We start from the raw sequence: 25,616 nt of genomic DNA, 5'->3' as shown, positions 1-25,616 counted from the left end.
CCCCGGCCGACCGCGGCCGATCGACGACGCAGGAGGAGAGAGGCTCTTGAGCACCGCGCAACCGGCGATCCGCGTGTGAGCGGATCGTCGTGCGCGGTACGCGACCCGCTCTTCCCAGCGCGACCACCCTTCCCGGCCGACCGCGGCCGATCGACGACGCAGGAGGAGAGAGGCTCTTGAGCACCGCGCAACCGGCGATCCGCGTGTGAGCGGATCGTCGTGCGCGGTACGCGACCCGCTCTTCCCAGCGCGACCACCATCCCCGGCCGACCGCGGCCGATCGACGACGCCAGGAGGAGAGAGGCTATGAGTGCAGCCGCAGCGCCGTCCAGAGCTCGGTGCGGGCGGAGACGTCGTCGAGGTCGAGGCCGAGGGCGCGCTCGACGGCGGTGATGCGGTTGCGGAGGGTGTGACGGTGCACGCCGAGGTCGCGGGCGGCGGGCTCCCAGGCGCCGTTGCGGCGGAGCCAGACGCGGGCGCTCTCGAGCAGCACGGCTCCCTCGGGGGTCAGCAGCGGCGCGAGCATCCGGCGGGCGAGCGGTGCGGCTCCGGCGGCGGCGAGGAGCCCGATCATCCCCTCGGCGGCGACGTCCTCGAAGCGGACCACCGTCCCGTCTTCCGTCCGCTCGGCGGCGCGCCGCGCCTCCTCGAGGCCCCGGTCCAGGTTCGACCAGCCGATCGGGGCGGAGGCGCCGGCGCTCGCGCCGTGCCGCTCCAGCACGGCGGTCAGCGGCCCGAGTCCGTCAGCGGCGGCCACGGCGACGAGCGAGCCGTCCCGCTCGGCGAAGAACAGGCATGCGCCGTCCTCCTCCGCCACGACCTCCAGCTCGTCGAGGAGCGAGTCGCCGTTCACGGGCGCGCTCAGCACGACCACCCGCACGGGCTCGGCGGGCAGCGGGCTCCCCAGGCGCCGTGCGGTGCTCTCGGCGACGTCGAAGGCTCCCGCGGCCAGCAGCTCGAGCAGTCCGGAGCGCAGCTGCCGACGGGAGGAGTCCAGCGCGCGCCGCTGCTCCAGCGCGATGCTCGCCAGGGCGATGACGCTCGCGACGAGGTCGCTGCCCGCCGGGTCCAGCGGCGTGCCCGTGCCCACGGCGAGCACCCCGCGCAGGTGGTCGCGGCGCCCGATCGTCTGCAGCGTCACTCCGCCGCCGTCGTCGAGCCGGAGTCCCGCTCGGCTGCCGCGGGTCAGGGCGTGCCTCGCGGCCGCGGCGACCGCCTCCTCCGCCGGCACGTCGAGCCGGGTGGGCAGGTGCACCCTCTGCCCGGCGGCGTCGTAGAGGGCGACCCAGCAGTCCAGCTGCCGCTCCAGCTCGGTGAGGATCGCCGCGAGCCCGTCCGGCCGCAGCGCCGCGCGGGCGACCCGCCGCTGCGCCTCGAGCGACCACTCCAGCCGCTCGCGCTGCTCCCGCGAGATCACGTCTGCGACGAAGCGGATGATCCCCATGAACGGAGTCAGGTCCGCCACCTCCAGCAGCGGCAGGCCCTGGCGCTCGCACGCCGTGACGAGAGCGGCGGGCACCTCGTCGTGCACGATGCGGGTGGCGAAGCCGAGCGCGCGGATGCCGCGGCCGCGCAGCCGGGCGACGTACTCCTCCGAGAACTCGGCGCTGTCGTGCCCGGTGAAGTGGACGCCGTCGGTCAGCAGCAGCTGGCCCGACTCGAGCCAGGGCGTCGGATCGACGAGGTCCGAGGAGTGCGCCCACACCAGAGGGGCGTCGAGGTCGGCCTCGTCGTGGACCCCGGCGAGCACGCGGAGGCGGAAGGCCGGTTCGGCCAGCAGATCGCGGACGGTCGCGGGCATGCGGGCTCCCTTCGACGTTCCGTCCATCGTAGGGTCCGCGGATCGACGGATCCGCACGCCCGCTTCCGAGGCGCGCGCGGCACGATGGGGAGCATGACGTCCTCGACCGCCCCCACCGTCCGCGACAACGCCTCGGTCACCGCCGCCGACCGGTCCCGCGTGTTCCACTCCTGGTCGGCGCAGGGCGCGCTGAACCCGCTGCCGATCGCGGGCGGTCTCGGCGCCGAGGTCTGGGACGTCGACGGCACCCGCTACCTCGACTTCTCGAGCCAGCTCGTGAACGTCACCATCGGCTACCAGCACCCGAAGGTCGTCGCCGCGATCCAGGAGCAGGCGGGCGTCCTCACCACCGTCGGCCCCGCCTACGCGAACGAGACCCGCGCCGAGGCGGCCCGCCTGATCACCGAGCGGGCGCCCGAGGGCATGGAGAAGGTCTTCTTCACCAACGGCGGCGCGGATGCGAACGAGAACGCGATCCGCATGGCGCGGCTGTTCACCGGCCGCGACAAGGTCGTCTCGCTGTACCGCTCGTACCACGGCAACACGGGAGCGGCGATCGTCTCGACCGGCGACTGGCGCCGCATCCCGAACGAGTACTCCCGCGGGCACGTGCACGCCTTCGGGCCCTACCTGTACCGCAGCGAGTTCTGGGCCGAGACCCTCGAGCAGGAGTGCGAGCGCGCCCTCCACCACCTCGAGCGCGTCGTGCAGGCGGAGGGGCCGGAGTCGATCGCCGCGTTCCTCCTCGAGACCATCCCCGGCACCGCCGGCGTGCTCACCCCGCCCCCCGGCTACCTCGCGGGTGTCCGCGAGATCGCCGACCGGTACGGCATCCAGCTGATCCTCGACGAGGTCATGGCGGGCTTCGGGCGCACGGGGGAGTGGTTCGCCTTCGACGCCTTCGACGTGCGCCCCGATCTGATCACCTTCGCGAAGGGCGTCAACTCCGGCTACGTCCCGATCGGCGGCGTCGTCATCTCGGATCCGATCGCCCACCACTTCGACGAGCGCGTCTTCCCCGGCGGACTCACCTACTCGGGCCACCCGCTCGCCGCGGCCAGCGTCGTCGCGACGCTCGAGGCGATGGAGGAGGAGGGGATCGTCGACAACGCGCGCACCATCGGCTCGGAGCACCTGGCCCCCGGCCTGGCGGCGCTCGAGGCGAAGCACGACCTGATCGGCGAGGTCCGGGGCTCCGGAGTGTTCTGGGCGCTGGAGCTGGTCACCGACCGGGCCGCGCGCACCCCGCTGCCGGCGGCCTCCGTCGCCCGCCTCAAGGCCGACCTGCTGTCCCGCGGCCTTCTGCCCTTCACCGCCGACAACCGGATCCACGTGGTCCCGCCGGCCGTCATCACCCCCGCCGAGGTCGCCCGCGGCCTCGGCATCCTCGACGACGCCCTCACCGCCTTCAGCGGCTGACCCCACTCCGTTCCGCAGGCAGCGCCGTTCTCGCGAGGCGTATCCGGGGATCCGCGTTCCAGCGGATCCGCGTCGCCGTGCGCGACCCGCTCCTCGGGACCCGGCCGCGCGCTCGAGCCGACTGCGGGACGCCGCGTGGGGAGCGGCGTCCTCGCGAGGCGTATCCGGGGATCCGCGTTCCAGCGGATCCGCGTCGCCGTGCGCGTCCCGCTCCTCGGGACCCGGCCCCGCGCTGGAGCCGACTGCGGGACGCCGCGCGGGGAGCGGCGTCCTCGCGAGGCGTATCCGGGGATCCGCGTTCCAGCGGATCCGCGTCGCCGTGCGCGACCCGCTCCTCGCGACCCGGCCCCGCGCTGGAGCCGACTGCGGGACGCCGCGCGGGGAGCGGCGTCCTAACCAGCACTGTGCAAGGCGAACGCCGTCACGAACCCGAGCACCGCGTACAGCCCGGTGAGCACGTCGTCGCGGTCGAACGCCTCGGGAATCATCGTGTTCGAGATCATGGCGAGGATCGCGCCGGCGGCGACGGTCGTCACGAAGGCCACGACCGCGCCCGGTGCGGTGGCGAAGACCAGGAAGCCGACCAGCGCTGCGGCGGCCGAGATCGCGGCGATCCCGCCCCAGACGGTGAAGACGTAGCGGGCGGAGCGGCCGTCGGCCTTCATGCCGACCGTCGAGGACAGGCCCTCGGGGAGGTTCGAGATCGCGACCGCGGCGACGATGGGCACGCTGATCGCCGCTCCCGCTCCGCCCTGGGCGACCGAGAGGCCGAGCACGATCGATTCTGGGACCCCGTCGATCAGGGCGCCGGCCGCGATGGCCGCGCCTCCTCCTCCGCCCGACCCCTTCGCGCTCTTGCGGTTCCCCGCGCCGGCGCGGGTGAGCAGCGCGTCCGCGCCGACGAAGACCACGGCTCCCGCGAGCGTGCCGAGGATCGTCGGGAGCAGTCCTCCGTCGTCCGCCGCCTCCTGCACGAGCTCGTAGGCGAGCGCCGAGATCAGCACCCCTGCTCCGAACGCGGAGATCGCGGCGGTGAGCTTCGGGGGCACGCGCACGAACCAGGCGAGCGCGGCGCCGATCAGGAGGGTGGCGCCGCCGATGGCGCCGCTGGCGAGGGCGAGGGTCCAGGGAGGCACGGCTCCACCCTGGCACCGGCGGTGTCCGGCCGCGGCGGGCTTGACGGGGGCGCTCCGGCGGCGCTCGACCCGCCTCCGCCCGCCCCGACAGCTGTCGTGCAGGCGTCGGGCCGCGATGCCCGGCCGATCCTCGGCGATGGAGGGCCGCTCAGGCCGGGCGTCCCCGTAAACTGCCGGAATGGCGGAGTTCAGCGCGAGTGTTTTCCAGAACGAGTTCCTCTCGGACGGCGCCACCGACGTGCACGCCATCGTCACGGTGACCGCGTCCGGCACGGGGGTCGCCGGGTCCGACGGGGCCGCGGCCGAGATCATCATCGTGGACTGCTCCGGATCGATGACCGGCGAGAACATGACGGCCGCGAAGCGCGCCGCCGCCGTGGCCGTCGACCAGATCCTGGACGGCACCTTCTTCGCCGTCGTGGCCGGATCCGAGCGCGCCGACCGCGCCTTCCCGTACCCCAACGCCACCGTCTCGATGGTGCGGATGGAGCCGGGGGCGCGAGCCGCGGCGAAGGAGGCGATCGGCTACCTCCAGGCCGACGGCGGCACCGCGATGGGCACCTGGCTGACCCTCGCCCGCCAGCTGTTCGCGACCGTGCCGGAGGCGACGCAGAGGCACGCGATCCTCCTCACCGACGGCAAGAACGAGCACGAGTCGCGGATGCAGCTGGACGCGGCGATCCGCGCGGCGTCGGGCGACTTCCAGTGCGACGTGCGCGGCGTCGGCTCCCGCTGGATCGTCGAGGAGGCGCGCACCATCGCGAGCGCCCTGCTGGGCACCGTGGGCCTGATCGCGAACCCGGCCGACATGGCCGCCGACTTCGAGTCGCTGATGCGGGCGTCGATGGGCCGGGGAGTCGCCAACGGTGAGCTCCGCGTCTGGACTCCGCAGGGCGCGCAGCTGCTCTTCGTCCGCCAGGTCGCTCCGAACCTCGAGGACCTCAGCTCCCGGCGGAACGCCGTGAACCCGCTCACCGGCGCCTACCCGACCGGCGCCTGGGGCGACGAGTCGCGGGAGTACCACGTGGCGGTCCGGGTCGCGTCGAAGCCGGTCGGCTCGGAGCAGCTCGCCGCGCGGGTGCAGCTCAGCGTGCGCGACGAGGTGGTCGCCTCCGCCCTGGTGAAGGCGCGCTGGACGGACGACTCCGCACTGACCGCCCGCATCGACCCCGCCGTCGCCCACTACACCGGCCAGACCGAGCTCGCCTCGGCGATCCAGGACGGGCTCGCAGCCAAGGCGCGGGGCGACGAGGCGACCGCCACGGTCAAGCTCGGGCGCGCGGTGCAGCTCGCCTCCGTCACCGGGAACGACGAGGCGACCGCGAAGCTGCGGAAGGTCGTCGAGATCGACAACCCGAACGAGGGCACCGTGCGGCTCAAGCGCGGCGTGGACCGCCTCGACGAGATGGCGCTGGACACCGCGTCGACCAAGACCACGCGGGTGCGCAAGTGAGCTTCCGCTGCCCCGAGGGGCACACCTCGCAGTCCGGCGACTACTGCGACGTCTGCGGGGCGCCCATCGGTGCCGCTGCGGCCCCGTCGCCCGCTCCCGCCGCGCCGACCACCGCGATCCCGACCGGCCCCTCGGTCTGCCCGCACTGCTCGTTCCCGAACGAGCCCGGCGCCCTGTTCTGCGAGAACTGCGGCTACGACTTCACGACCGGCTCCCTCCCCGAGGCCGATCCGTTCACCTCCTCCGGTGCCGTCCGCGCTCCGGGCGAGGTCGGCGGCTCCGCGACGCCGTCGGGGGACCCGGCCCAGCACCTGGGCGAGGCGCCCGCGCCGCAGGCCGATCCCGCGGCTCCCACCGAGCTGGTCCCGGAGCAGGAGGCCGGCTTCGACACCCCCGTCGCGACCGCGCCGCCCGCCGCTCCGCCGACCGAGGTGATCCCGGAGGCCCCTGCACCCGAGGCCGCAGCCCCCGACGCGGCACCCGGGGCCTCGGCGTCGGAGGAGGAGGCTGCGTCCGCGCCGGCCACCGGCTCCGCCCGCCCCGCCGCCGCCTCCGCGGACCCGGACCGCCCGTGGATCGCCGAGCTCTGGGTCGACCCGGAGTGGTACGCCGAGCAGCGCGCCGACGACCCCATGCCCTCGCCCGGCCCGCCCGCGACCGTCGTCCTCCGCGAGCGCACCCTGCTCGTCGGCCGCCCGTCCGTCTCCCGCGGCATCTCGCCGCAGGTGGACTGCGGCTCCGACTCCGGTGTCTCGCGGCGCCACTGCCAGCTGAGCACCGACGGCTACCGCTGGTGGGTCGAGGATCTGCAGTCGGCGAACGGCACGTACCTCGCCCCGGCCGGGGCTCCGCTCCCGCAGTCGCCGATCGCCGCCGGTCAGCGCCGCGAGGTCGAGGAGGGCGACCGGATCTACGTGGGCGCCTGGACGCGGATCGTGCTCCGTCCCGCGTTCCCCGGCGAGGCCTAGGGCCCCGCGCCCGGTCGGTCAGCGACCGGCGAGCGCTCCGAGCATCCACGACAGCGCCGCGATCGCGCCGACGCCGACCACGCTCGAGCCGATGATCACGGAGCGCCGGATCCGTGCCGCGCGCGAGTCCGAGGCGGTCGGTGCGCCCGAAGCCGAGCCCGTCGTCATCCCGCCGCGGAGCCGGTGCGCGACCTCGTCGGCGGTCGGCCGCTTCTCCGGGTCCCGCTGCGTCATCGAGGTCAGCAGCGCCCGCCACTCCGCCGGCAGGGTGTCGGGCACGGAGGGGCTGCGGTGGAGGCGGGCGATCGCCGCCTCGAGGACGGTGCCCGAGTACTCCCGGTGACCGGTGATCGCCTCGAGGAGGACCAGGCCGAGGGAGAAGACGTCGCTCGCTCCGCTGATCGGCTCGCCCGCGACCTGCTCCGGGCTGACGAAGCTCGCGGTGCCGATCACGACGCCGTCGCTGGTGAGGCGGGAGCCGTCCATGAAGTGGGCCACGCCGAAGTCGGTGAGCTTGGCGGTGCGGGCGTAGCCGCTGGAGGCGACCTCGCTGACCAGGATGTTCGCGGGCTTCACGTCGCGGTGCACGACGCCGCGCTCGTGCAGGTAGGCCAGGGCCTCGGCGAGCTGCGTGCCGATCGCCGCGACCTCCGCCGCCGGGAGGGGGCCGGACTCGAGCCGCGCCTCCATCGTGGGGTCGGCGACGAGCTCCATCACGACGTAGCGGCGGACCTCGCCGCCGAAGTTGTGCAGGCCCGCGTCGAAGAGGTTGACGATGCCGGGGTGGGCGAAGGAGCTCAGCATCCGCACCTCGCGCTCCTGGCGGGCCACGTCCTCGGGATTCGAGGCCTCCGCGCGGAACACCTTCACGGCGACCTCGCGCTGCACGGTCTCGTCGCGGGCCCGGTAGACCGAGCCCATCCCGCCGGAGCCGATGCGCTCGATCAGGTAGTAGCGGCCGGCCACCTTCTGCTGGGCGGCGTTCGCGGCGACGGTACTCATGGCGATCCCGCCTTCCGCTCGAACGGTGCGCTCCGGAGCGCACGAGGTGGGCGCCTGCGACGACGGTACCGCGGGGCGGCGCCGGCCGGGTCGGCGGAACGGGGGGATTGACACTCCCGGCCCCGGACGGGGGGACGAATGGCCGCACAGCGCACCGATCCGCACCCCCCCCCCCGCCGCGAGGTCAGCGGAGGCCGCTGCGCGCGAAGCCCTGCACGAAGTAGCGCTGGAACACCAGGAACAGCACCACCATCGGCACGACGTTCACCAGGGCGAACGCCATGGTCGCTCCGTAGTCGCTGCCGAACTGCCCCTGGAGGAAGAGCAGCCCGATCGGGAGCGTGAACAGCGCGTTCTCCTTCAGGGCGATGAGCGGCCAGGCGAAGTCGTTCCAGGAGCCGAGCAGCGACATGAAGAAGAGCACGGCGATGAGCGGCTTCGAGAGGGGGAGGACGATGGCCGTGAACACGCGGAAGTGCCCGGCGCCGTCGATCCGGGCCGCCTCGATCAGGTCCCGCGGGATCGCGAGGATGAACTGCCGCGCCAGGAACAGCCCGAACGCCGATGCCGCCGTCGGCAGGATCACCGCCCAGTAGCTCCCGTAGAGGCCGAGGTCGGTGACGAGCCGGAACAGCGCCACCATGATCACCTGCACGGGCAGGGTGAGCGTCGACAGGGCCAGGAGGAAGAGCACTCCGGATCCGCGGAACCGCAGCTGCGCGAAGGCGTAGCCGCCGAGCAGGTTGATCGTCACGGTGATCAAAGCGGTGACCAGGCTGATCGCGAGGGAGTTGCCGAACCAGGTCGCCACGGGGAACGACGAGAACACTCGCTCGAAGTTCACCAGCGTCAGCTCGCGCGGCCAGAGGCGGAGGGTGCCGCCGAGCAGCTCGGACCGCGAGGAGAACGCGACGACGACCATCCAGTACAGCGGGAAGACGATGACCACCGAGACACCGAGGGCGAGGGCGAGGCGGAGCAGGCGCGAGGTGCGCGACGTGCGGATCATTCGACGAGGTCCCTCGAGCGGTTGGTGCGCCACTGCACCGCGGTGAAGATCATGGTCAGGATCAGCAGCACGATGCCGATGGCCGCGGCGTAGCCCTGGTCGCGGGTGACGAACCCGGTGTCGTAGGCGTAGGTCACGAGCACCGAGGTCGCGTTCTGCGGTCCGCCGCCGGTGAGCACGAAGACGATGTCGAACACCTGGAACGAGTAGATGACGTTGAGGATGAGCAGGAAGAACGACGACGGGCCGACCAGCGGCAGCGTCACGTGGCGGAACTGCTGCCACGCGTTCGCTCCGTCGAGCCGGGCCGCCTCGTAGAGCGCCGGGTTCACCCCCTGCAGCCCCGCCAGGTAGATCAGCATGTTGAAGCCGGTGCGCCACCACAGGGTGACGAGCACCACGGAGGCGAAGGCCGCAGCTCCGCCGGACTGCCAGGCGATGCGGGGGAGGCCGATCGTCTGGAGCATGCCGTCGAGCACGCCGCTGTTCTCGTCGAAGATCAGCACGCCCATCAGCGCCGTCGCCACGCCGGAGACCGCCATCGGCAGGATGAGGATGCTGCGGAACACCGGACGCGCGGGCAGCACCGAGTTCATCAGCACCGCCGCGCCGAGGCCCAGCGCCATCGAGAGGGGGGTCACGATCAGGGTGAACAGCGCCGTGTTCAGCGTCGAGCGCCAGAAGAGGCCGTCGCCGAGCAGCCGCGCGTAGTTGTCGAGTCCGACGAAGACGCCGTCGCCGAAGCCGTTCGTGCGCTGGAAGCCGATCAGGAACGCGCCGCCCAGGGGGACGAACACGAACAGGCCGAGCATCAGCAGGTTCGGCGCGAGGAACGCGTAGGCGGCCGCCGTCTCGCGGGCGGGGGCGCGGGAGGTGCGCCGGGGGCGGGCGGTCACCGCCTCCGGCGCGAGGACCGACCGGCTCACTGCGTCGCGGCCGCGATGCCGGAGGTGAGGCCGGCGATGGTGTCCTCGGTGCTGCGCCCGCCGACGAAGGCCTGCTCCAGCTGCTCCTTGAGCACCGTGATGATCGCGGCCATGTCGGGCGAGGCGACCTGCGCCGAGTCGGACGCCTGGACGGTGCCCGCCTGGCCGAGGAACACCTCGGCGAGCTCGGGGCGCACGGCGAACTCGATGCCCGACTCCGTGAGGTCGCGACGGGTGGGGAGGAGGGAGGCGCCGGCGCAGAAGTCGCGCATCGCCTCCTCCTCCGTCACGAACGCGAGGAAGGAGGCGGCCAGCTCCGGGTTCTTCGCGGCCTTGGTCGCGACGAGGGCGTTGCCGCCGAAGTCGCCGCCTCCGCGCACGTTGCGCGGGGAGTAGGTGGCGCCCCACTCGAAGTCGAGGGTGGAGTCGGCGTCGGGGATGAGGAACGCGCCGGCGAAGGTCATCGCGGTGGTCTGCGAGTACCAGAGGTCGCTGGCGTAGGTGGTCGCCTGCACGGAGCTGCTCGGCGGCACGAGGCCGTCGGTGAAGAAGCTGCGGCTGAAGTCGATCGCGGCGCGGCCGGCGGCGGAGTCGATCGCGGGCCCGGACAGGTCCTCGGTGAGGAAACGGCCGTCGGCCTGGAAGAGCAGGCTGAGCCAGCGCGTGACGCCGTTGCCCTGCCAGTTGTAGGCGAAGGGGTAGCGCTCGGCGGGGAGCGAGGCGCGCAGCTTCCGCCCGACCTCGGTGAACTCCTCCCAGGTCCACGCCTCCTCGGGCGAGGAGGGGAAGGAGGTGACGCCCGCGTCGGCCAGCACCTGCGTGTTGTAGAGGATCAGCGAGGTGTCGGTGTGGTGGGGGACGCCGAAGGGGCTCCCGCCGCTCTGCACCGCGGCCCAGGCCGGATCGGTGAACCGCTCGGCGACGTCGGAGTCGAGGAAGCCCGACAGGTCCAGGAGCTGGTCGCGGCCGGCGTAGCTGCCGAACGTGTAGTAGGGGACCCGGAAGACGTCCGGCGGGTTCCCCGCCTGCAGCTGCGCGTCGATGTTGGTGAACATCTGCTCGTACGGGACCGCGTTGAGGGTCACGGTGGCGCCGGCGTTCGCCGACTGGAACGCGTCGATCGCGCGCTGGAAGCCGGCCAGCTCGGCGTCGGTGCCCCAGGTGGTGAAGGTGAGGGTGTCGCTGCCGGCGCTCGCCGCGGGGCCCGCGGGGGCGAAGCCGCAGCCGGAGAGGACCGGGACGGAGGCGGCGACGCCGAGGGCTCCGAGGAAGCGGCGGCGGTCGAGGACCGCGCGTCCGAGCTGCGAGAGGTCGAGAGCCCCCGAGGGGAGCCCCTTGCTGGTCAGGCCCATGACGGCCTCCTTCCGGGGGCCAGCGGCAGGCTCCCGGGGGCAGGCTATTCCGGCAGGGCCGCGGGTATCGCGGCTGGACGGATCGGCCGATCCATGAGAGGAGCGGCCGATCCGCGCGGCGGGCGTTCAGCCGCGGCGGCCGAGCATCCCCTCGAACGAGCCGTCGAGCGCCCACGGGTCGGGCGTGGAGCCCGAGCGGGAGGAGCGGGCGGCTTGATCGGCCAGCTCGCGTCCGGCGCGCTCGATGCGCGAGGGCAGCGCCCGTCCGTCCTCGGTCGCGCCGCCCCAGTCGTCCGTCGCCGCGAACACGGTGGTCGCGAGGGGCGCCGCGTGCAGGTAGGTGAAGAGCGGGCGCATCGCGTAGTCGACGGCCAGGGAGTGGCGGGGGGACCCGCCCGTGGCCGCCAGCAGCACGGGCAGGCCGCGCAGCGCCTCCGTGTCGAGCACGTCGACGAACGACTTGAAGAGCCCGCTGTAGCTGGTGGTGAAGATCGGCGTCACGGCGATCAGGCCGTCGGCGCCGGCGACCGCGTCGAGCGCGGTCTGCAGAGCGGGGCTCGCGAAGCCGGTGAGGAGGTTGTTCGTGACGTCGTGCGCGAGGTCGCGCAGCTCCACGACGCTCCGCTCGACGGCGAAGCCCTGCTCGGTGAGGGAGGACTCGGCGGCGTCGGCCAGGCGGTCGGCGAGCAGCCGAGTCGAGGACGGCTGGCTGAGGCCGGCCGAGAGGACGGTGATCCTGCGGGTGTCCATGGAGAGCTCCTGACTAGACGGTGACGGGCTCGGCCGCGGGCTGCGCGTCGCGCGCGGCCACGAGGGAGGCGTGGGTGGGGGCGTCGGGCACGTGCGCGGGGCGGCCCTCGGCGAAGCCGGCGCGGAGAGCGGGGAGGATCTCGCCGAGCATGTCCATCTGCTCCAGGACGGTCTTCAGCGGGAGTCCCGCGTGGTCCATCAGGAAGAGCTGGCGCTGGTAGTCGCCGACGTACTCGCGGAAGCCGAGGGTGCGGTCGATGATCTGCTGCGGGGAGCCGACGGTGAGCGGGGTCTGCTCCGTGAAGTCCTCGAGCGAGGGGCCGTGGCCGTAGACGGGGGCGTTGTCGAAGTAGGGGCGGAACTGCGAGACCGCGTCCTGCGAGTTCTTCGCCAGGAAGATCTGCCCGCCGAGGCCGACGATCGCCTGGTCGGCGGTCCCGTGGCCGTAGTGCTCGAAGCGCTGGCGGTAGAGCTGCACCATCTTCTGGGTGTGCGAGGCGGGCCAGAAGATGTGGTTCGCGAAGAAGCCGTCGCCGTAGTAGGCGGCCTGCTCAGCGATTTGCGGCGAGCGGATCGATCCGTGCCACACGAACGGCGCGACGCCGTCGAGGGGGCGCGGGGTCGACTGGAAGCCCTGGAGGGGCGTGCGGAACTGGCCCTCCCAGTCGACGAAGTCCTCGGTCCACAGGCGGTGCAGCAGGTCGTAGTTCTCGATCGTCAGCTCGATGCCGCGGCGGATGTCCTTGCCGAACCACGGGTAGACGGGGCCGGTGTTGCCGCGGCCGAGCATCAGGTCGACGCGGCCGCCGGCGAGGTGCTGGAGCATCGCGTAGTCCTCGGCGAGCTTCACGGGGTCGTTCGTGGTGATGAGGGCCATCGCGGTGGAGAGCGTGATCCTCTCGGTCTTCGCCGCGAGGTAGCCGAGCGTGGTGGTGGGGGAGGAGGACCAGAACGGCGGATTGTGGTGCTCGCCCAGGGCGAAGACGTCGAGGCCGATCTCCTCCGCCTTCAGCGCGATCGCGAGGGTCGCCTGGATCTTCTCGGACTCGGACGGGGTCCGTCCGGTCGTGGGGTCGGTCGTGATGTCGCTGACCGTGAAGATGCCGAACTGCATCAGGCGCTCCTTCTGTCCTCCGGCCCGGTGGGGCCTGGTCCATGCGTTTGCATGTACATCCTCATTCAACCACGTGCGGCCGGAACTATTCCCGTGGATCCCCGGGCCTCCGCCGGCCTGTCGGAGGACGGCGCCGGTGCCGTGCCCGGACGTCGCCGACCCGCCCCGCTCGCCCCGCGGCCGCCCGAAACATCCCCGCAATACGCCCCGCACTAGAGTCGTGCCATGGGTGACCTCTTCGACGGATACGGGTCCCAGAAGGTCGAGCGGCCCGACACGGGCGCCACCCCCTGGGACGAGATGTTCGCCGACGTGGCGTCGACCGGAGGCCCCGACGGGGTCCGCGGCGCCTACCGCGACATCTACTCCTCGCTCGCGCGGATGACCCAGGAGGAGCTGCGCGGCCGCACCGACGCGCTCGCCTCCTCCTACCTCGCGCAGGGCGTCACCTTCGACTTCGCGGGGGAGGAGCGGCCGTTCCCGCTCGACGCCGTCCCCCGGGTGATCGAGCGCGCCGAGTGGAACGAGGTGCAGACCGGCATCAAGCAGCGGGTCCGTGCTCTCGAGGCGTTCCTCGCCGACGTCTACGGCCCGCAGAACGCCGTGGCCGACGGCGTCATCCCCGCCGGGCTGATCTCGAGCTCGAGCCACTTCCACCGGCAGGCCGCGGGCATCGTCCCCGCGAACGGCGTGCGGATCCAGGTGTCCGGGATCGACCTGATCCGCGATGAGAAGGGCGGCTGGCGGGTCCTCGAGGACAACGTCCGCGTGCCCTCCGGCGTCTCCTACGTCATCTCGAACCGCCGGGTGATGGCGCAGACGCTGCCCGAGCTGTTCGTCTCGATGCGGGTGCGCCCGGTCGGCGACTACCCGAACAAGCTGCTGCAGGCCCTCCGCGCCTCCGCCCCCGAGGGCGTCGACGACCCGACCGTGGTCGTGCTCACCCCGGGCGTCTACAACTCCGCCTACTTCGAGCACACCCTCCTCGCCCGCCTCATGGGCGTCGAGCTGGTCGAGGGCCGCGACCTGTTCTGCACGGGCGGCAAGGTGTTCATGCGCACCACCTCCGGCCCGACCCGGGTCGACGTGATCTACCGCCGCGTGGACGACGAGTTCCTCGATCCGCTGCAGTTCCGCGCCGACTCGATGCTCGGCTCACCCGGGCTGATGCTCGCGGCCCGGCTCGGGAACGTCACGATCGCCAACGCGGTCGGCAACGGCGTCGCCGACGACAAGCTCGTCTACACCTACCTGCCCGACCTCATCCGCTACTACCTCTCGGAGGAGCCGGTGATCAAGAACGTCGACACGTGGCGGCTCGAGGATCCGGGAGCGCTCGATGAGGTGCTCGACCGTCTCGACGAGCTCGTCGTGAAGCCGGTCGACGGCTCCGGCGGCAAGGGCCTGGTCGTCGGGCCGGCCGCCTCGGCGAAGGAGCTCGCCGAGCTGCGCTCCCGCCTCCAGGCCGACCCGCGCGGATGGATCGCGCAGCCGGTCGTGCAGCTCTCCACCATCCCCACCCTCGTCGACGACGGGATGCGCCCCCGGCACGCCGACCTGCGGCCCTTCGCCGTGAACGACGGCACCGACGTCTGGGTGCTGCCCGGCGGCCTGACCCGCGTCGCGCTCCCGGAGGGGCAGCTCGTCGTCAACTCGTCGCAGGGCGGCGGATCGAAGGACACCTGGGTGGTCGGCCTCGAGGAGGCGCGCAGCGCCGAGCCCGAGGCGCGCGACATCCAGGCGCTCGTCGCCGAGCAGGCCGCGGTCACCAGCTCCATCCCGATCGTCTATCCGCTCAACCACACGCCCGACCACTCGCCGCAGGACGCGCCGAACACCGACCAGGACCAGCAGCAGCAGCAGACGCTCGCGGCGGGGGAGGACGACTGATGCTCTCCCGGATCGCCGAGTCGCTGTTCTGGATCGGCCGCTACATCGAGCGGTCCGACGGCACCGCCCGCATCCTCGACGTCCACCTCCAGCTCCTGCTCGAGGACCCGTGGATCGACGAGGACACGGCCTGCCGCTCGCTCCTGTCGGTGATGGGCTCGACCCCGCCGGACGACATGCGCGAGATCACCCGCGCCGACGTGCTGGCGATCCTCGCGATCGACCGCACGAACCCCGCCTCGATCGCCTACTCGCTCGGCGCGGCCCGCGAGAACGCCCGCCGGGCGCGCGAGATCGTCTCGACCGAGCTCTGGGAGTGCCTCAACACCACGCGCACCCGGATGCCGCGCCGCGTCTCGGGCGAGCGGGTGTCGGAGTTCTTCAGCTGGGTGAGGGAGCGCTCCGCCCTCGCCGTCGGCATCATCGAGTCGGCGACCTCGCGCGACGAGGCCTGGCAGTTCTTCACCCTCGGCCGCTCGATCGAGCGCGCCGACATGACCGCCCGCCTGCTCGCCACCCGCTCGCTGACCGAGGCGAGCGGCCCCTCCTGGACCACGATCCTCCGCTCCTGCGGCGCCTACGAGGCGTACCTGCGCACCTACCGGGGCGTGCCGAGCGCGCGGAACGCGGCGGAGTTCCTCCTCCTGGACCGGCTGTTCCCGCGCTCGATCCTCTTCTCGGTCTCGCGGGCGGAGGCGTGCATGCGCGACATCGAGCCGCGCACCGGCCGCATCGGCCACTCCGGCGACGCGCAGCGCGTCCTCGGGCGGATCCGCAGCGAGCTGGAGTTCCGGCCGATCACCGACATCCTCGAGGACCTCCCGCGGCACATGGACAGCGTGCAGGAGGCGACCTCGGCCGCGTCCGAGGCGATCCGCCAGCGGTACTTCCCCACCAACGTCATGCCGAGCTGGATCGGGGAGGCGCTGTGAGCAGGCTGCGCATCAGGCACACCACGGGCTTCACCTACGCGGGGGACGTGGTCGCGTCCTACAACGAGGCGCGGATGCTCCCCGCCTCCTCGGACGGGCAGCTGGTGCTGTTCTCGAACCTCGACATCCGGCCGGTGACCTCGGTGCACGCCTACACCGACTACTGGGGCACCCGCGTCTCGTCGTTCGACGTGCTCGACGCCCACCGCGAGCTCTCGCTGACGGCGACCTCGCTCGTCGAGATCCGGCCGAAGCAGCACCCCGACCACCCGACCGGGTGGGATCAGCTGTCCGAGCAGGTCGAGACGCGCACCGAGTACGTGGAGCAGTCGAAGCAGACCCACCGCACCGCGCCGCCGGAGGACCTCTCGGCGATGGCGCGCTCGCTCGCGGACGAGGCGGCCGGGCCGTGCGAGGCCGCGCTCACGATCGCCGAGACGATCGGCCGGGCGATGACCTACCGGCAGGGCGTCACCGGCGTGCACTCCACCGCGACGGAGTCGTGGACCGCGCGCGAGGGCGTCTGCCAGGACATCACGCACATCGTCCTCGGGGCGCTGCGCTCGGTGGGCATCCCGGCGCGCTACGTCTCGGGCTACCTGCACCCCAAGCCGCACGCGGAGATCGGCGAGACCGTGGTGGGGGAGTCGCACGCCTGGGTCGAGTGGTTCTGCGGAGGAGCGTGGCGCGGCTACGACCCGACGAACCTGATCGACATCGGCGACCGCCACGTCATCGTCGGCCGCGGCCGCGACTACAACGACATCGCGCCGCTGCGCGGGGTGTTCGCCGGGCCCCGCTCGTCGAAGCTCTTCGTCCGCGTCGAGATCACCCGCGAGGCCTGAGGGCGGGCGGCGGACGCGCCCGGCGTCGGGGGCGGCCCGTCGAGCGGGCTGTCCGCGGAGCAGCCCGGCGTCGGGGGCGGCCCGTCGAGCGGGCTGTCCGCGGAGCCGCCCCGTCGAGCGGGCTGTCCACGGATCCGCCCCGGCGCGCGGACCGGCTGACGGAGCCTAGGCGCGCGGGCGCAGCAGGGGGACTCCGCCGGTGGCGGGCAGAGCCTCCGGCCCGGGGGCCGCGAGCCGGGCGGCGCGGCGCAGGCGGAGGTGGAAGGCGAGTCCGATGGCGGCCGCCGCGATCCCGGAGGCGGCGCCGACCAGCATCGCCTGGCGCGGACCGTAGGCATTCGCGACCCAGCCGATCAGCGGTGCGCCGATCGGGGTGCCGCCGACGAAGATGGCCATGTACAGCGCCATGACCCGGCCCCGCATCTCGGGGGCGGTCGAGAGCTGCACGTAGCCATTGGCCGAGGTCATCAGCGTCTGCGCCGCGATGCCGACGAAGGGGAGCAGGATCGCGAACGCCCAGACCGTCGGCATGACGCCGGCCAGCGCGAGCGCGACGCCGAACGCCGCGGAGGCGCCGACGATGAGCCGGAGCCTCGGGCGGTCGCGGCGAGCCGAGAGGAGCGCTCCCAGCACCGAGCCGACGGCGATGGCGGAGGAGAGCAGGCCGAACTCGCTCGCCCCCATGTCGAACTCGACGGTCGCCATCGTCGAGGCGAAGATCGGGAAGTTCAGGCCGAACGTGCCGATCAGGAACACGATCGCGAGCACCACGAGGATGTCCGGCCGCTTCGACACGTAGCGGAACCCCTCCAGCAGCGCACCCGGGCCGCGGGTGGCGCGCGGGGCGCTGCGGAGCTGGTCGCGGTGCAGCGCGCGCAGCGAGAGCAGGACGGCGAGGAAGCTCGCGGCGTTGAGGAGGAAGACCCAGCCGGAGCCGACCGCGGCGATGAGCACGCCCGCGAGGGCCGGTCCGATCATCCGCGCCGAGTTGAAGGAGGCCGAGTTCAGCGAGACGGCGTTGGTGAGGTCGCGGTCCTCGACCAGCGCCGACACGAACGTCTGGCGCACGGGCGCGTCGATCGCCGCGGCGAAGCCGAGCAGCAGGGCGAAGAGGTAGACCATCCAGAGCTGGACGACCCCGGTCACGACGATGAGCCCCAGGCCGAGCCCGAGCGCGCCCATCGCGCCCTGGGTGGCCATCAGGAGCTTCCGCCGGTCGAAGCGGTCGGCGATGAAGCCGGAGAAGGGCACCATCACGAGCTGCGGTCCGAACTGCAGCGCCATGGTCACGCCGAGCGCCGTCGCGTCGTGGTCGGTCAGGTCGTTGATCACGATCCAGTCCTGGGCCGTGCGCTGCATCCAGGTGCCGACGTTCGAGACCATCGCGCCCGCGAACCAGATGCGGTAGTTCGGCACGGCGAGGGAGCGGAACATCGCGCTCATCGGTCGGCCACCGCGCGCAGGACCGCCGCCGCGTCGTGGAGCAGGCGCAGGTCCTCGGGAGGGAGCTCCTCGAGGCGCGCCACGAGCCAGGCGTCGCGGCTGCGGCGCACGTCGAGCACCAGTGCGGTGCCGGCCCCGGTGGGGCGGATGCGGGTGACGCGGCCGTCGGCGGGGTCGGCCAGGCGCTCCGCGAGTCCTTCGTCGACCAGGCAGCCGACCGTGCGGGTCATCGAGGGCGGGCGGACCCGCTCCGCCTCGGCCAGCTCGCCGAGGGTCTTCGCGCCCTCGCGGTGCAGGAGCGCGAGCACGCTGAACTGCGGATCGCTGAGCTCGTGCTGGGCCTTCTCCTGCCGGAGCCGCCGTCCGAGCCGGCCGACCGCTGCCCGCACCTCGCCCGCGAGGGAGGTCAGCGGGAGATCGGTCTGCGGGATCTCGGTCTGCAGGGTCTTTGTCGATGGCACATAGTTAGCCTAACGAAAGAACTGCCGCTCAGGCGGAGGTCCGCGCGGTCCGCACCGCCCCGATGCTCGCAGCGACAACGAGCGCGATCCCGACGGCCTCGACGGCGCTGAGGCGCTGGCCGAGCACGAGGAAGCCCGAGAGCGCGGCCGCCCCGGGGGAGAGCGACATCAGGATCGAGAAGGTCGAGGAGCGCAGGCGCCGCAGCGCCAGCAGCTCCAGCGCGTAGGGCACCGCGGAGGAGAGCACCGCCACGGCGAGCCCGAGGAGCAGCACCGGCGGCACCACCAGGGCGGGCCCGGCGGAGGCGAGGCCGAACGGCAGCGACACGATCGCGCCGGCCGCCAGCGCCAGCGCGAGCCCGTCGATCCCCTGGAACCGCCCGCCGGTTCGGCCGGCGAAGACGATGTACGCGGCCCAGAGCACTGCGGCTCCCAGTGCGAAGCCGACGCCGACCGGGTCCAGCGCCGAGAACCCGCCCTGCGACAGGGTCACCACCCCGGCCAGCGCGAGCACCGCCCAGACCAGGCTCAGCACGCTCCTCCCGGCGATCACCGAGAGCGTCAGCGGCCCGAGCACCTCGAGGGTGACGGCGGCGCCCTGCGGGATCCGGGCGATGGCCTCGTAGTAGCAGGCGTTCATCCCGCCGAGGGCGAGACCGTAGGCGGCGACAGTGGCCCAGTCGCTCCGGCTGTGGCCGCGCAGCCGCGGACGGCAGACCAGGAGCAGCACGACGGCCGAGAACACCAGCCGGAGCGTGACGGTGCCGATCGGCCCCGCGGCGGGGAAGAGCAGCACGGCGAAGGAGGCGCCCAGCTGCACGCTCGCGACCGACCCGAGCACCAGGCCGATCGAGCCCGCGCTCGCCGGGCGCCGCTCCGGAGCGGCCGCTGCGCTCAGCTGGAGCGCCGCTGCGTCTGGACGGGCGGGACGTTGTAGCCGAGCAGGCCGACGCCGGTCGCGTCCCAGCGCAGCGTGGTCAGCGAGACGTTGTCGACCACCGGGAAGGTGTGCCGGTACGTCTCCGGGTTGATGCCGAGGTAGGCGCACAGCAGGAGGCGGATGAGCGTGCCGTGCGCGACGACGAGCACGCGGCCGTCGGGGTGCTCGCGGTGGATGCGGGCGAGCGAGGTGTTCGCGCGGGCGACGGCGTCGAGGCCGGACTCGCCGCCGGGCATCGGCTGGATGGCCGGCGCCGCGACCCACGCGTGGTATTCGTCCGGGAAGCGCTTCTCCATCTCGTCGGTGGTCAGCCCCTCGCCGCGGCCGAAGTCGACCTCGACCAGCGCCGGGTCGGGCTGCAGCTCGAGGTGGGCCGCCCGCGCGGCGGGCACGGCGGTGCGCACGGCCCGGACCAGGGTGGAGGAGTACACCGCCTCGAGGTCGGCGTCGACGGCCCAGGCGGCCAGAGTCGCCGCCTGGTCCTGGCCCCGGGGGGTCAGCGCGATGTCGGAGGAGCCCGCGAAGCGGTTCTCGGAGTGCCAGACAGTCTCTCCGTGCCGGGCGAGGATCAGGGTCGTCACCCCCTGAGCCTACCGACCGCGCGGGCCCGCGGGCCCCGCGCTCAGGCGGCGGGGACGCCGTAGTGCGCGTCGACCATCACCGGGAGGTGGTCCGAGACGCCCTGGGGCAGCGTGGAGACCCGCTCGATCCGCACGGAGTCGCTGATCGCGAAGTCGAAGTGGCCGCTGAAGTAGCGGTAGCGCGCGTAGGTCGGGGAGTCGCTCCGCGAGACCAGGTAGCCGTTCCGGGTCATCCGGCGGTCGAGTCCGCGGAAGAACCACGGGTAGTTGTAGTCGCCGACCATCAGGGAGGGGGTGTCCGGCGCGTACTCGCGCAGCCGGTTGAGCGCCTCGTCGATCTGCTTGCGGCGCAGGGCGTTGCCGGCCGAGAGCGGGGCGGCGTGGAAGGAGGAGACGGCGATCGATCCGCCGTCGCGGTCGTCGAGGCGGACGGCCAGCAGGCGCTCGTGAGCGGGGGACATCACCCGGTCGTGCATGGACTTGCTGAGCTCGAACGCGGCGCTGCCGGAGAGCTCGAAGCGGTCCTGCGAGTAGTAGACGGCCAGGCCCAGGCGGTTGCGGGCCGTGACGGACGCGAGCCGGAGCGAGCCCACCTCCTGCGGCAGCTTCGTGGTGTCGCACTCCTGCAGGCACAGGACGTCGATGTCGTGGCGGGCGGCGAGGGGGGCGATCTCGGCGTGCGCTCGGTGCTCCCGGAGGTTGTAGGAGATCACGCGGAGGGCGCGTTCGGTCGGCTGCATTTCGCCAGTGTAGGGCGCGCCGCCCGGGCGCCGGCCGACCCTCCGGCGAACACGGAGGGACCTCCTCGGAACGCGGTCGGAGCGTTCGCCGACCGGCCGGGGAGGTCCCTCGCGGAGCCGTGTCAGTGCTGCTCGGTGCCCGAGGCGTCGGTCTCGGCGTCGGTGCCGTGGACGCCGTCGGTGGGGCCCCAGTCGGGCAGCGGGGGGTTCTGCTCCTCGCCGTCGGCGCCGACGCCGTCGGCCAGGGGGGAGGCCGCGCCGCCGACCTCGTCGAGGCCCGCGGAGGTGCCGGTCTCGGTGGCCGGGTCGGGCGTGCGGGCGCCGTCGGTCGTGTCGGTGGGGGTGGGCTCGATGTCGTAGTCGGAGCTGCTCATGTCCCGACGCTACGACTCCGCCGCCCGCGGGGGCACCCCCTTGCGCTCCCGCGAACGACGGAGGCCCCCCGCACCGGGAAGGTGCGAGGGGCCTCCGAGGGGGGAGTGCTCAGCGTCCGTAGGCGGAGGCGGCGGGGCAGTCGAACGGGTCGCCGCCGGCCGACAGGCCGACCTTGTTGAGGTAGCGGACGACGATCGCGTACGACTCCATCAGCGAGGTCTCGGTGTAGGGGATCTGGTGGGTGGTGCAGTACTCCTTGGCGATGACCTGCGCACGGCGCAGCGCCGGGCGGGGCATGTTCGGGAAGAGGTGGTGCTCCACCTGGTAGTTGAGGCCGCCCATGTAGAGGTCGGTGAACCAGGTGCTGCGGATGCTGCGCGAGGTGAGGACCTGGCGGCGGAGGAAGTCGACGCGCGCCTCCTTCGGCAGCAGCGGCATGCCCTTGTGGTTCGGCGCGAACGAGGCGCCCATGTAGAGGCCGAAGACGCCCAGCTGCACGCCGACGAAGGCGAACGCCATGCCGAGGGGGAGGGCCCAGAAGACGACGGCGAGGTAGAGGCCGACGCGGGTGACGAGCATGGTGATCTCGACCCAGCGCTTGTCGACCTTGCCCTTGCCGAACACGGTGCGGAAGCCGTGCAGGTGCAGGTTGAGGCCCTCGAGCAGCAGGAGCGGGAAGAACGCGTAGCCCTGGCGGCGGGTGAGCCAGGCGTAGAGGCCGCGCGAGCGGGCCGCGTCCTCGGCGGTGAAGGAGACGACGTCGCGCTCGATGTCCGGGTCCTTGCCCAGCACGTTCGGGTTCGCGTGGTGGCGGCTGTGCTTGGTCATCCACCAGGAGTAGCTGATGCCGACGAAGAGGTTCGCGAGGGTGCGGCCGGCGACGTCGTTGGCCTTGCCGGACTCGAACACCTGGCGGTGCGAGGCCTCATGGGCGAGGAAGGCGAACTGCGTCAGCACGATGCCGAGGGCGGCGGCGAGCAGGAGCTGGAACCAGGAGTCGCCCAGCAGGACGAAGCCGGTGACGATGCCGCCGAGTGCGAGGACCAGCGCGCCGAACATCGTGTAGTAGAAGCCGGTGCGGCGGCGGAGGAGCCCCGCGTCGCGGACCGTGCTGAGGAGACCGGAGTACTCGGTCGTCGGGTTGACGCGGCCGTCGGCGCGGGGGCGGGTGCGGACGACGCGGGGGGCGCCTCCGGTGACGGACGTGGTGGTGGGGGTGCTCATCGGCGCCTCGCTCTTCGTGGTGACCGTCGGCGTCGACGATCTCTCGGTGAGCGATCCCGACGGGGGCGGTCCGCTCATGGTTCACCGCGTCGGTAGGGGCCGGACGCGGCATCAGGGCGACCGGGGTCAAGGGCAACCTGGTGTGAACACTACGGGGACGGCGGCGGCACCGCACCATGGCGATTGCCAGCCTTCGCCCCGCGCGTGTCGGGAAGGGTGGGTTGCGCCTCCGGCGGGACCGCCGCCGGAGGCGCACGGGCTCAGGAGCCGATCGAGTCCTGCGGGCGGCCGGACTTGAGCGCGGCGAGGCGCGCCTCCACCTCGGTCATCTCACCGAGGTCCTCGAGCGACTCGAACTGCGCGTCCAGGCTCGAGGAGGCGAGCTCCTCCGCGCCGCGGACGCGCGCCTCCTCGCGGCGGATCTTCTGCTCGAAACGGCTCACCTCGCTCGTCGGGTCCATCAGGTCGATGCTCTTCACGGCGTCCTGGACCTGGCTCTGCGCCTCGACGGTCTTCGAGCGCGCGATCAGCTCGTCGCGCTTGCTCGAGAGCTGCTGCAGCTTCTCGCGCATCTGGTTCAGGCCCGACTTGAGCTTGTCGACGACCTCGGTCTGCGAGGCGATGGTCGGCTCGGCGTCCTTCGCCTCCTTCTCGGACTGGATCTGGCGCTGCAGAGCGACCTTGGCCAGCGCGTCGAACTTGTCGGCGTCGCCGGCGCTCCCGCCGGTGCGCAGCTCGTCGGCCTTGCGGCTCGCAGCGAGGGCCTTGCCGCCCCACTCCTGGGCGTTCTGCACGTCCTCGCGGTAGTCGTCCTCGAGCAGGCGCAGGTTGCCGATCGTGGTGGCGATCGCCGCCTCGGCGTCGCGGATGCTGTCGGTGTAGTCGCGGACCATCTGGTCGAGCATCTTCTGCGGGTCCTCGGCCTGGTCGAGGAGCGCGTTGATGTTGGCCTTCGCGAGCTGCGCGATGCGGCCGAAGATCGACTGTCTCTGAGCCATGGGTGTCTCTCCTTGCGTCGTGGGTGGTGCCGGATGTCGGAGGTGGTGCCGGAGTCGTGGGGGAGGTGGTGGTCGTCGGTCGTGCGCGGATGCCCGGGGGCGCTCAGAAGCGCCCGCCGCCGCCGCGGCGTCCGCCTCCGCCGCTGCTGCGCCCGCCGCCGAAGCCGCCGCCGCCGGAGCGCCGGGACGAGCCGCCTCCGCCGAAGCCGCCGCTGAACCCCCCTCCGCCGAAGCCGCCCGAGCGGTAGCCGCTGCGGCGTCCGCCTCCCAGGAGCGACTCGACCAGGATCCCGCCGAGGAACGCGCCGGTGGTGTCGCCACCGTAGGGGCTGCCGACGGCGTTCGGGGCGGAATAGGCGCCGGCGTCGGCCCGCGCCCGCTCGAGCGCCTGCTGGGCGAGCTGCGAGGCGCGCTGGGCGGAGGCGAGAGCCTCGCGGGGGTCGGTGGCGGCGATGCGCTCGGCGTACTCGGCCGAGCGGGCGGCCTCGGCGACGCGGGTGCGCGCCTCCGAGCCGACCGCGCCGCGGCGGGCCGCGATGAAGTCCTCGGCGGCCGAGACGCGGCTGCGGGCGGAGGTGAGCTCGGCGCCGAGGGCGGCCCGCTCGCGCTCGCGCTGGGCCTGCGCGTCGCGGAACCCGCCGACGGCGGCGTCGATCGTGGCGTCGGCGGCGGTGAGCGCCTCGAGCAGGGCGAGCGGGTCGTTCGGCCGCACGGAGGCGGCGCGCTCGACGTCGTCGAGGGCGGCCTCGGTCGAGGCGACCGCCGCGGCGACGTTCTGCGCCTGGGCGGCGGACTCCGCGTCCGGGGAGGCGGCGAGCGCTCGTCCCTGCGTCACGTCGGCGCGGATCTCGGCGATGCGGCCGGCGAGCGACGCCTCCGCCTTCTGCAGCTCGTCGCCCCTCGTCGCCACCGCGTCGACGAGCCCGGAGGCCTGCTCGGCGGCCTGCTGCCCGGCGCGCAGCAGCACGGCGGCGCGGCCGGAGTCGCCGGCCTGCAGCGCCTGCTGGGCGCCGGCGAGCTGGTCGCGGGTGAAGCGGAGGCGGTCCTCGGCCTGGTCGGCGTCGTCGCCCACGTCGTCGATCGCGGTCGGCGCGTAGCGGGAGGCGAGCTCGGCGAGGCGGGCGCGGGCCGAGGGGAGGCGGTCGCCGACCTCGGCGGCGCGGGCCGTGAGCGCGGCGGCGACCTGCGGCGCGTTCTTCTCGAGGTCGCGCAGCTCCTCGAACGCACTCGCGCGCTCGTCGAGCGTCTGCTCGGCGTCGGCGCAGAGCTGGAGGATGCGCTGGTAGCCGTCGCGGCGCTCCTGATCGGTCTCCGGCTCGGCGTCGTCGAGGCGCTGCTGCAGGGTGAAGGCCTCGCCGAGCAGGTGCTTCGCGGTGACGAGCGCCTCGCGGAACGCGCCGGTCGCGTCGGCGCCGAACTGCGCCTCCGCGAAGCCGACCTCCTGCTCGCTGGTGCGGACGGCGTCGTCGGCGTGGACGAGGGCCGATCCGGCACGGGTGGCGAGCTCGTCGATCGAGGCCTCCACCGCCTCCTGGGCGCGGCGCTTCCGCGCGCGGCGGACGAGCAGCAGCACCACGAGGCCGACCACGACGAGGGCCGCGAGCACGCCGAGCGCGATCAGCAGCCCCGAGCCGAGGGACTCGCCGGCGCTGGGCGCGTCGAGGCGCTGCCCGATCCCGTCGGCGGCGGCCACCGCGGCTCCGGCCCAGTCGCCGTCGGCGAGCCTCGGCTCGATGTCGTCGGACTGGAGCGAGGAGACCTGCGCGTCGTCGAGGGCGAAGCCCTGCGCGACCGACACCTGGTACTGGCGGGCGTCGACCGCGACGGCCAGGAGGACGTCGTCGGTGCCCAGTCCGTTGCGGGTCGCGGTCTCGTCCGCCCACGCGGCGCGGTCGGACGGATCCGTGAAGGAGTCGACGAAGGCGACGAACAGCTGCACGCGGTGCTGGTCGTAGAGGGCCCGCGAGGCCTGCTCGATCTCGGCGGTCTCTCCGGAGCTCAGCACCCCGACCGAGTCGAGGACGGTGGAGGAGGAGAAGGAGACGGGCGACTCGGCCGTCGCCGCGGTCGCGGGGACCAGCGCGAGGACCGCGGCGATCAGGAGGGCCGCGAGCGCCGGCAGCAGCCGGGAGCTCACGGGGTGGTGGGGTCTCGCCGGCATCGCGCACACTCCTTCGTCGTCGCCTCCCGAGTGTAGACAGCCCGGGTGTCCGAGCAGGGGTCGGGAGGCGGCAGGCCGTCGACCGCGTGCCCGGGG

The 25,616-nt window shown here is 73.2% G+C and carries 23 protein-coding genes; 6 read left to right on the top strand and 17 right to left on the bottom strand.

Features of this window, described 5'->3' with window-relative positions; all coding sequences use genetic code 11:
- Positions 1 to 304 precede the first annotated feature (304 nt).
- Entirely contained in the window at positions 305 to 1,801 is a 1,497-nt protein-coding gene (locus C5B92_RS10410; protein WP_181028799.1) for a PucR family transcriptional regulator, read from the bottom strand.
- Positions 1,802 to 1,894: 93 nt separating this feature from the next.
- Between C5B92_RS10410 and C5B92_RS10405 the strand changes: the two genes are divergently transcribed.
- Positions 1,895 to 3,220 carry an aspartate aminotransferase family protein gene (locus C5B92_RS10405; protein WP_104282233.1) on the top strand — a complete coding sequence of 442 codons (1,326 nt, stop codon included), beginning with the start codon at positions 1,895 to 1,897 and terminating at the stop codon, positions 3,218 to 3,220.
- Positions 3,221 to 3,612: 392 nt separating this feature from the next.
- On the opposite strand, the gene C5B92_RS10400 is transcribed toward C5B92_RS10405, so the two are convergent.
- Positions 3,613 to 4,356 (bottom strand): ZIP family metal transporter, encoded by a 744-nt coding sequence (locus C5B92_RS10400; protein ID WP_104223842.1) that lies wholly within the window; start codon positions 4,354 to 4,356, stop codon positions 3,613 to 3,615.
- Between the two features lie 178 nt (positions 4,357 to 4,534).
- On the opposite strand from C5B92_RS10400, the gene C5B92_RS10395 reads away from it, so the two are divergent.
- On the top strand, positions 4,535 to 5,809 hold the full coding sequence (locus C5B92_RS10395) for a VWA domain-containing protein (RefSeq protein ID WP_104238603.1): 1,275 nt from the start codon (positions 4,535 to 4,537) through the stop codon (positions 5,807 to 5,809).
- Positions 5,806 to 6,777 carry an FHA domain-containing protein gene (locus C5B92_RS10390; RefSeq protein ID WP_104350363.1) on the top strand — a complete coding sequence of 324 codons (972 nt, stop codon included), beginning with the start codon at positions 5,806 to 5,808 and terminating at the stop codon, positions 6,775 to 6,777. The genes C5B92_RS10395 and C5B92_RS10390 overlap by 4 nt, the downstream gene beginning before the upstream one ends.
- An 18-nt stretch (positions 6,778 to 6,795) precedes the next feature.
- Here C5B92_RS10390 and C5B92_RS10385 read toward each other — a convergent pair whose 3' ends face one another.
- The 6 genes from C5B92_RS10385 to C5B92_RS10360 all read right to left on the bottom strand — a co-directional run bounded on the left by C5B92_RS10385 (position 6,796) and on the right by C5B92_RS10360 (position 12,930).
- Positions 6,796 to 7,779: a serine/threonine-protein kinase gene (locus C5B92_RS10385; RefSeq protein WP_104223845.1), complete on the bottom strand. Its 984-nt coding sequence runs from the start codon at positions 7,777 to 7,779 to the stop codon at positions 6,796 to 6,798.
- 184 nt (positions 7,780 to 7,963) lie between these two features.
- Positions 7,964 to 8,788, bottom strand: coding sequence for a carbohydrate ABC transporter permease (locus C5B92_RS10380; protein ID WP_104223846.1), 825 nt, complete (start codon positions 8,786 to 8,788; stop codon positions 7,964 to 7,966).
- Positions 8,785 to 9,684, bottom strand: coding sequence for a carbohydrate ABC transporter permease (locus C5B92_RS10375; RefSeq protein WP_244229482.1), 900 nt, complete (start codon positions 9,682 to 9,684; stop codon positions 8,785 to 8,787). The genes C5B92_RS10380 and C5B92_RS10375 overlap by 4 nt, the downstream gene beginning before the upstream one ends.
- A gap of 26 nt (positions 9,685 to 9,710) precedes the next feature.
- Complete coding sequence (locus C5B92_RS10370; RefSeq protein WP_104223847.1) at positions 9,711 to 11,066, bottom strand: sugar ABC transporter substrate-binding protein; 1,356 nt, start codon at positions 11,064 to 11,066, stop codon at positions 9,711 to 9,713.
- Positions 11,067 to 11,192: 126 nt separating this feature from the next.
- On the bottom strand, positions 11,193 to 11,816 hold the full coding sequence (locus C5B92_RS10365) for an FMN reductase (protein WP_104249848.1): 624 nt from the start codon (positions 11,814 to 11,816) through the stop codon (positions 11,193 to 11,195).
- Positions 11,817 to 11,829: 13 nt separating this feature from the next.
- Complete coding sequence (locus C5B92_RS10360) at positions 11,830 to 12,930, bottom strand: LLM class flavin-dependent oxidoreductase (protein WP_104226200.1); 1,101 nt, start codon at positions 12,928 to 12,930, stop codon at positions 11,830 to 11,832.
- A gap of 225 nt (positions 12,931 to 13,155) precedes the next feature.
- On the opposite strand from C5B92_RS10360, the gene C5B92_RS10355 reads away from it, so the two are divergent.
- The 3 genes from C5B92_RS10355 to C5B92_RS10345 are packed head-to-tail and all read left to right on the top strand — an operon-like array spanning position 13,156 to position 16,597.
- Positions 13,156 to 14,820 carry a circularly permuted type 2 ATP-grasp protein gene (locus C5B92_RS10355; protein ID WP_104256497.1) on the top strand — a complete coding sequence of 555 codons (1,665 nt, stop codon included), beginning with the start codon at positions 13,156 to 13,158 and terminating at the stop codon, positions 14,818 to 14,820.
- Positions 14,820 to 15,752 (top strand): alpha-E domain-containing protein, encoded by a 933-nt coding sequence (locus C5B92_RS10350; protein WP_104223851.1) that lies wholly within the window; start codon positions 14,820 to 14,822, stop codon positions 15,750 to 15,752. The genes C5B92_RS10355 and C5B92_RS10350 overlap by 1 nt, the downstream gene beginning before the upstream one ends.
- On the top strand, positions 15,749 to 16,597 hold the full coding sequence (locus tag C5B92_RS10345) for a transglutaminase family protein (protein ID WP_104256498.1): 849 nt from the start codon (positions 15,749 to 15,751) through the stop codon (positions 16,595 to 16,597). Before C5B92_RS10350 ends, C5B92_RS10345 begins: the two co-directional genes overlap by 4 nt.
- 165 nt (positions 16,598 to 16,762) lie before the next feature.
- Here the strand turns inward: C5B92_RS10345 and C5B92_RS10340 are convergent, their stop codons facing one another.
- The 9 genes from C5B92_RS10340 to C5B92_RS10300 form a co-directional block, all read right to left on the bottom strand.
- The gene (locus tag C5B92_RS10340) at positions 16,763 to 18,040 is read right to left on the bottom strand and encodes an MFS transporter (protein WP_104256499.1); all 1,278 of its coding nucleotides are present in this window, start codon (positions 18,038 to 18,040) and stop codon (positions 16,763 to 16,765) included.
- Positions 18,037 to 18,501, bottom strand: a complete 465-nt coding sequence (locus tag C5B92_RS10335; protein WP_258061339.1) for a MarR family winged helix-turn-helix transcriptional regulator — start codon at positions 18,499 to 18,501, stop codon at positions 18,037 to 18,039. The genes C5B92_RS10340 and C5B92_RS10335 overlap by 4 nt, the downstream gene beginning before the upstream one ends.
- Before the next feature lie 28 nt (positions 18,502 to 18,529).
- Positions 18,530 to 19,342 (bottom strand): DMT family transporter, encoded by an 813-nt coding sequence (locus C5B92_RS10330; protein WP_244229480.1) that lies wholly within the window; start codon positions 19,340 to 19,342, stop codon positions 18,530 to 18,532.
- Between the two features lie 53 nt (positions 19,343 to 19,395).
- Positions 19,396 to 20,022, bottom strand: coding sequence for a histidine phosphatase family protein (locus tag C5B92_RS10325; protein ID WP_104223854.1), 627 nt, complete (start codon positions 20,020 to 20,022; stop codon positions 19,396 to 19,398).
- 41 nt (positions 20,023 to 20,063) lie between these two features.
- On the bottom strand, positions 20,064 to 20,762 hold the full coding sequence (locus C5B92_RS10320) for an endonuclease/exonuclease/phosphatase family protein (protein WP_104223855.1): 699 nt from the start codon (positions 20,760 to 20,762) through the stop codon (positions 20,064 to 20,066).
- A gap of 122 nt (positions 20,763 to 20,884) precedes the next feature.
- Positions 20,885 to 21,136: a hypothetical protein gene (locus C5B92_RS10315; RefSeq protein ID WP_104246865.1), complete on the bottom strand. Its 252-nt coding sequence runs from the start codon at positions 21,134 to 21,136 to the stop codon at positions 20,885 to 20,887.
- A gap of 109 nt (positions 21,137 to 21,245) precedes the next feature.
- Positions 21,246 to 22,361: an acyl-CoA desaturase gene (locus C5B92_RS10310; protein ID WP_104226226.1), complete on the bottom strand. Its 1,116-nt coding sequence runs from the start codon at positions 22,359 to 22,361 to the stop codon at positions 21,246 to 21,248.
- Positions 22,362 to 22,621: 260 nt separating this feature from the next.
- Positions 22,622 to 23,359, bottom strand: coding sequence for a PspA/IM30 family protein (locus tag C5B92_RS10305; RefSeq protein ID WP_104223858.1), 738 nt, complete (start codon positions 23,357 to 23,359; stop codon positions 22,622 to 22,624).
- A gap of 103 nt (positions 23,360 to 23,462) precedes the next feature.
- Positions 23,463 to 25,520 (bottom strand): TPM domain-containing protein, encoded by a 2,058-nt coding sequence (locus C5B92_RS10300; RefSeq protein WP_104256500.1) that lies wholly within the window; start codon positions 25,518 to 25,520, stop codon positions 23,463 to 23,465.
- Positions 25,521 to 25,616: the final 96 nt, after the last annotated feature.

Source organism: Rathayibacter sp. AY1A4, assembly GCF_002930955.1.
Taxonomy (GTDB): Bacteria; Actinomycetota; Actinomycetes; order Actinomycetales; family Microbacteriaceae; genus Rathayibacter.
Note: the sequence above shows the minus strand (reverse complement) of the source record. Positions and strands in the feature narration are given on the sequence as shown.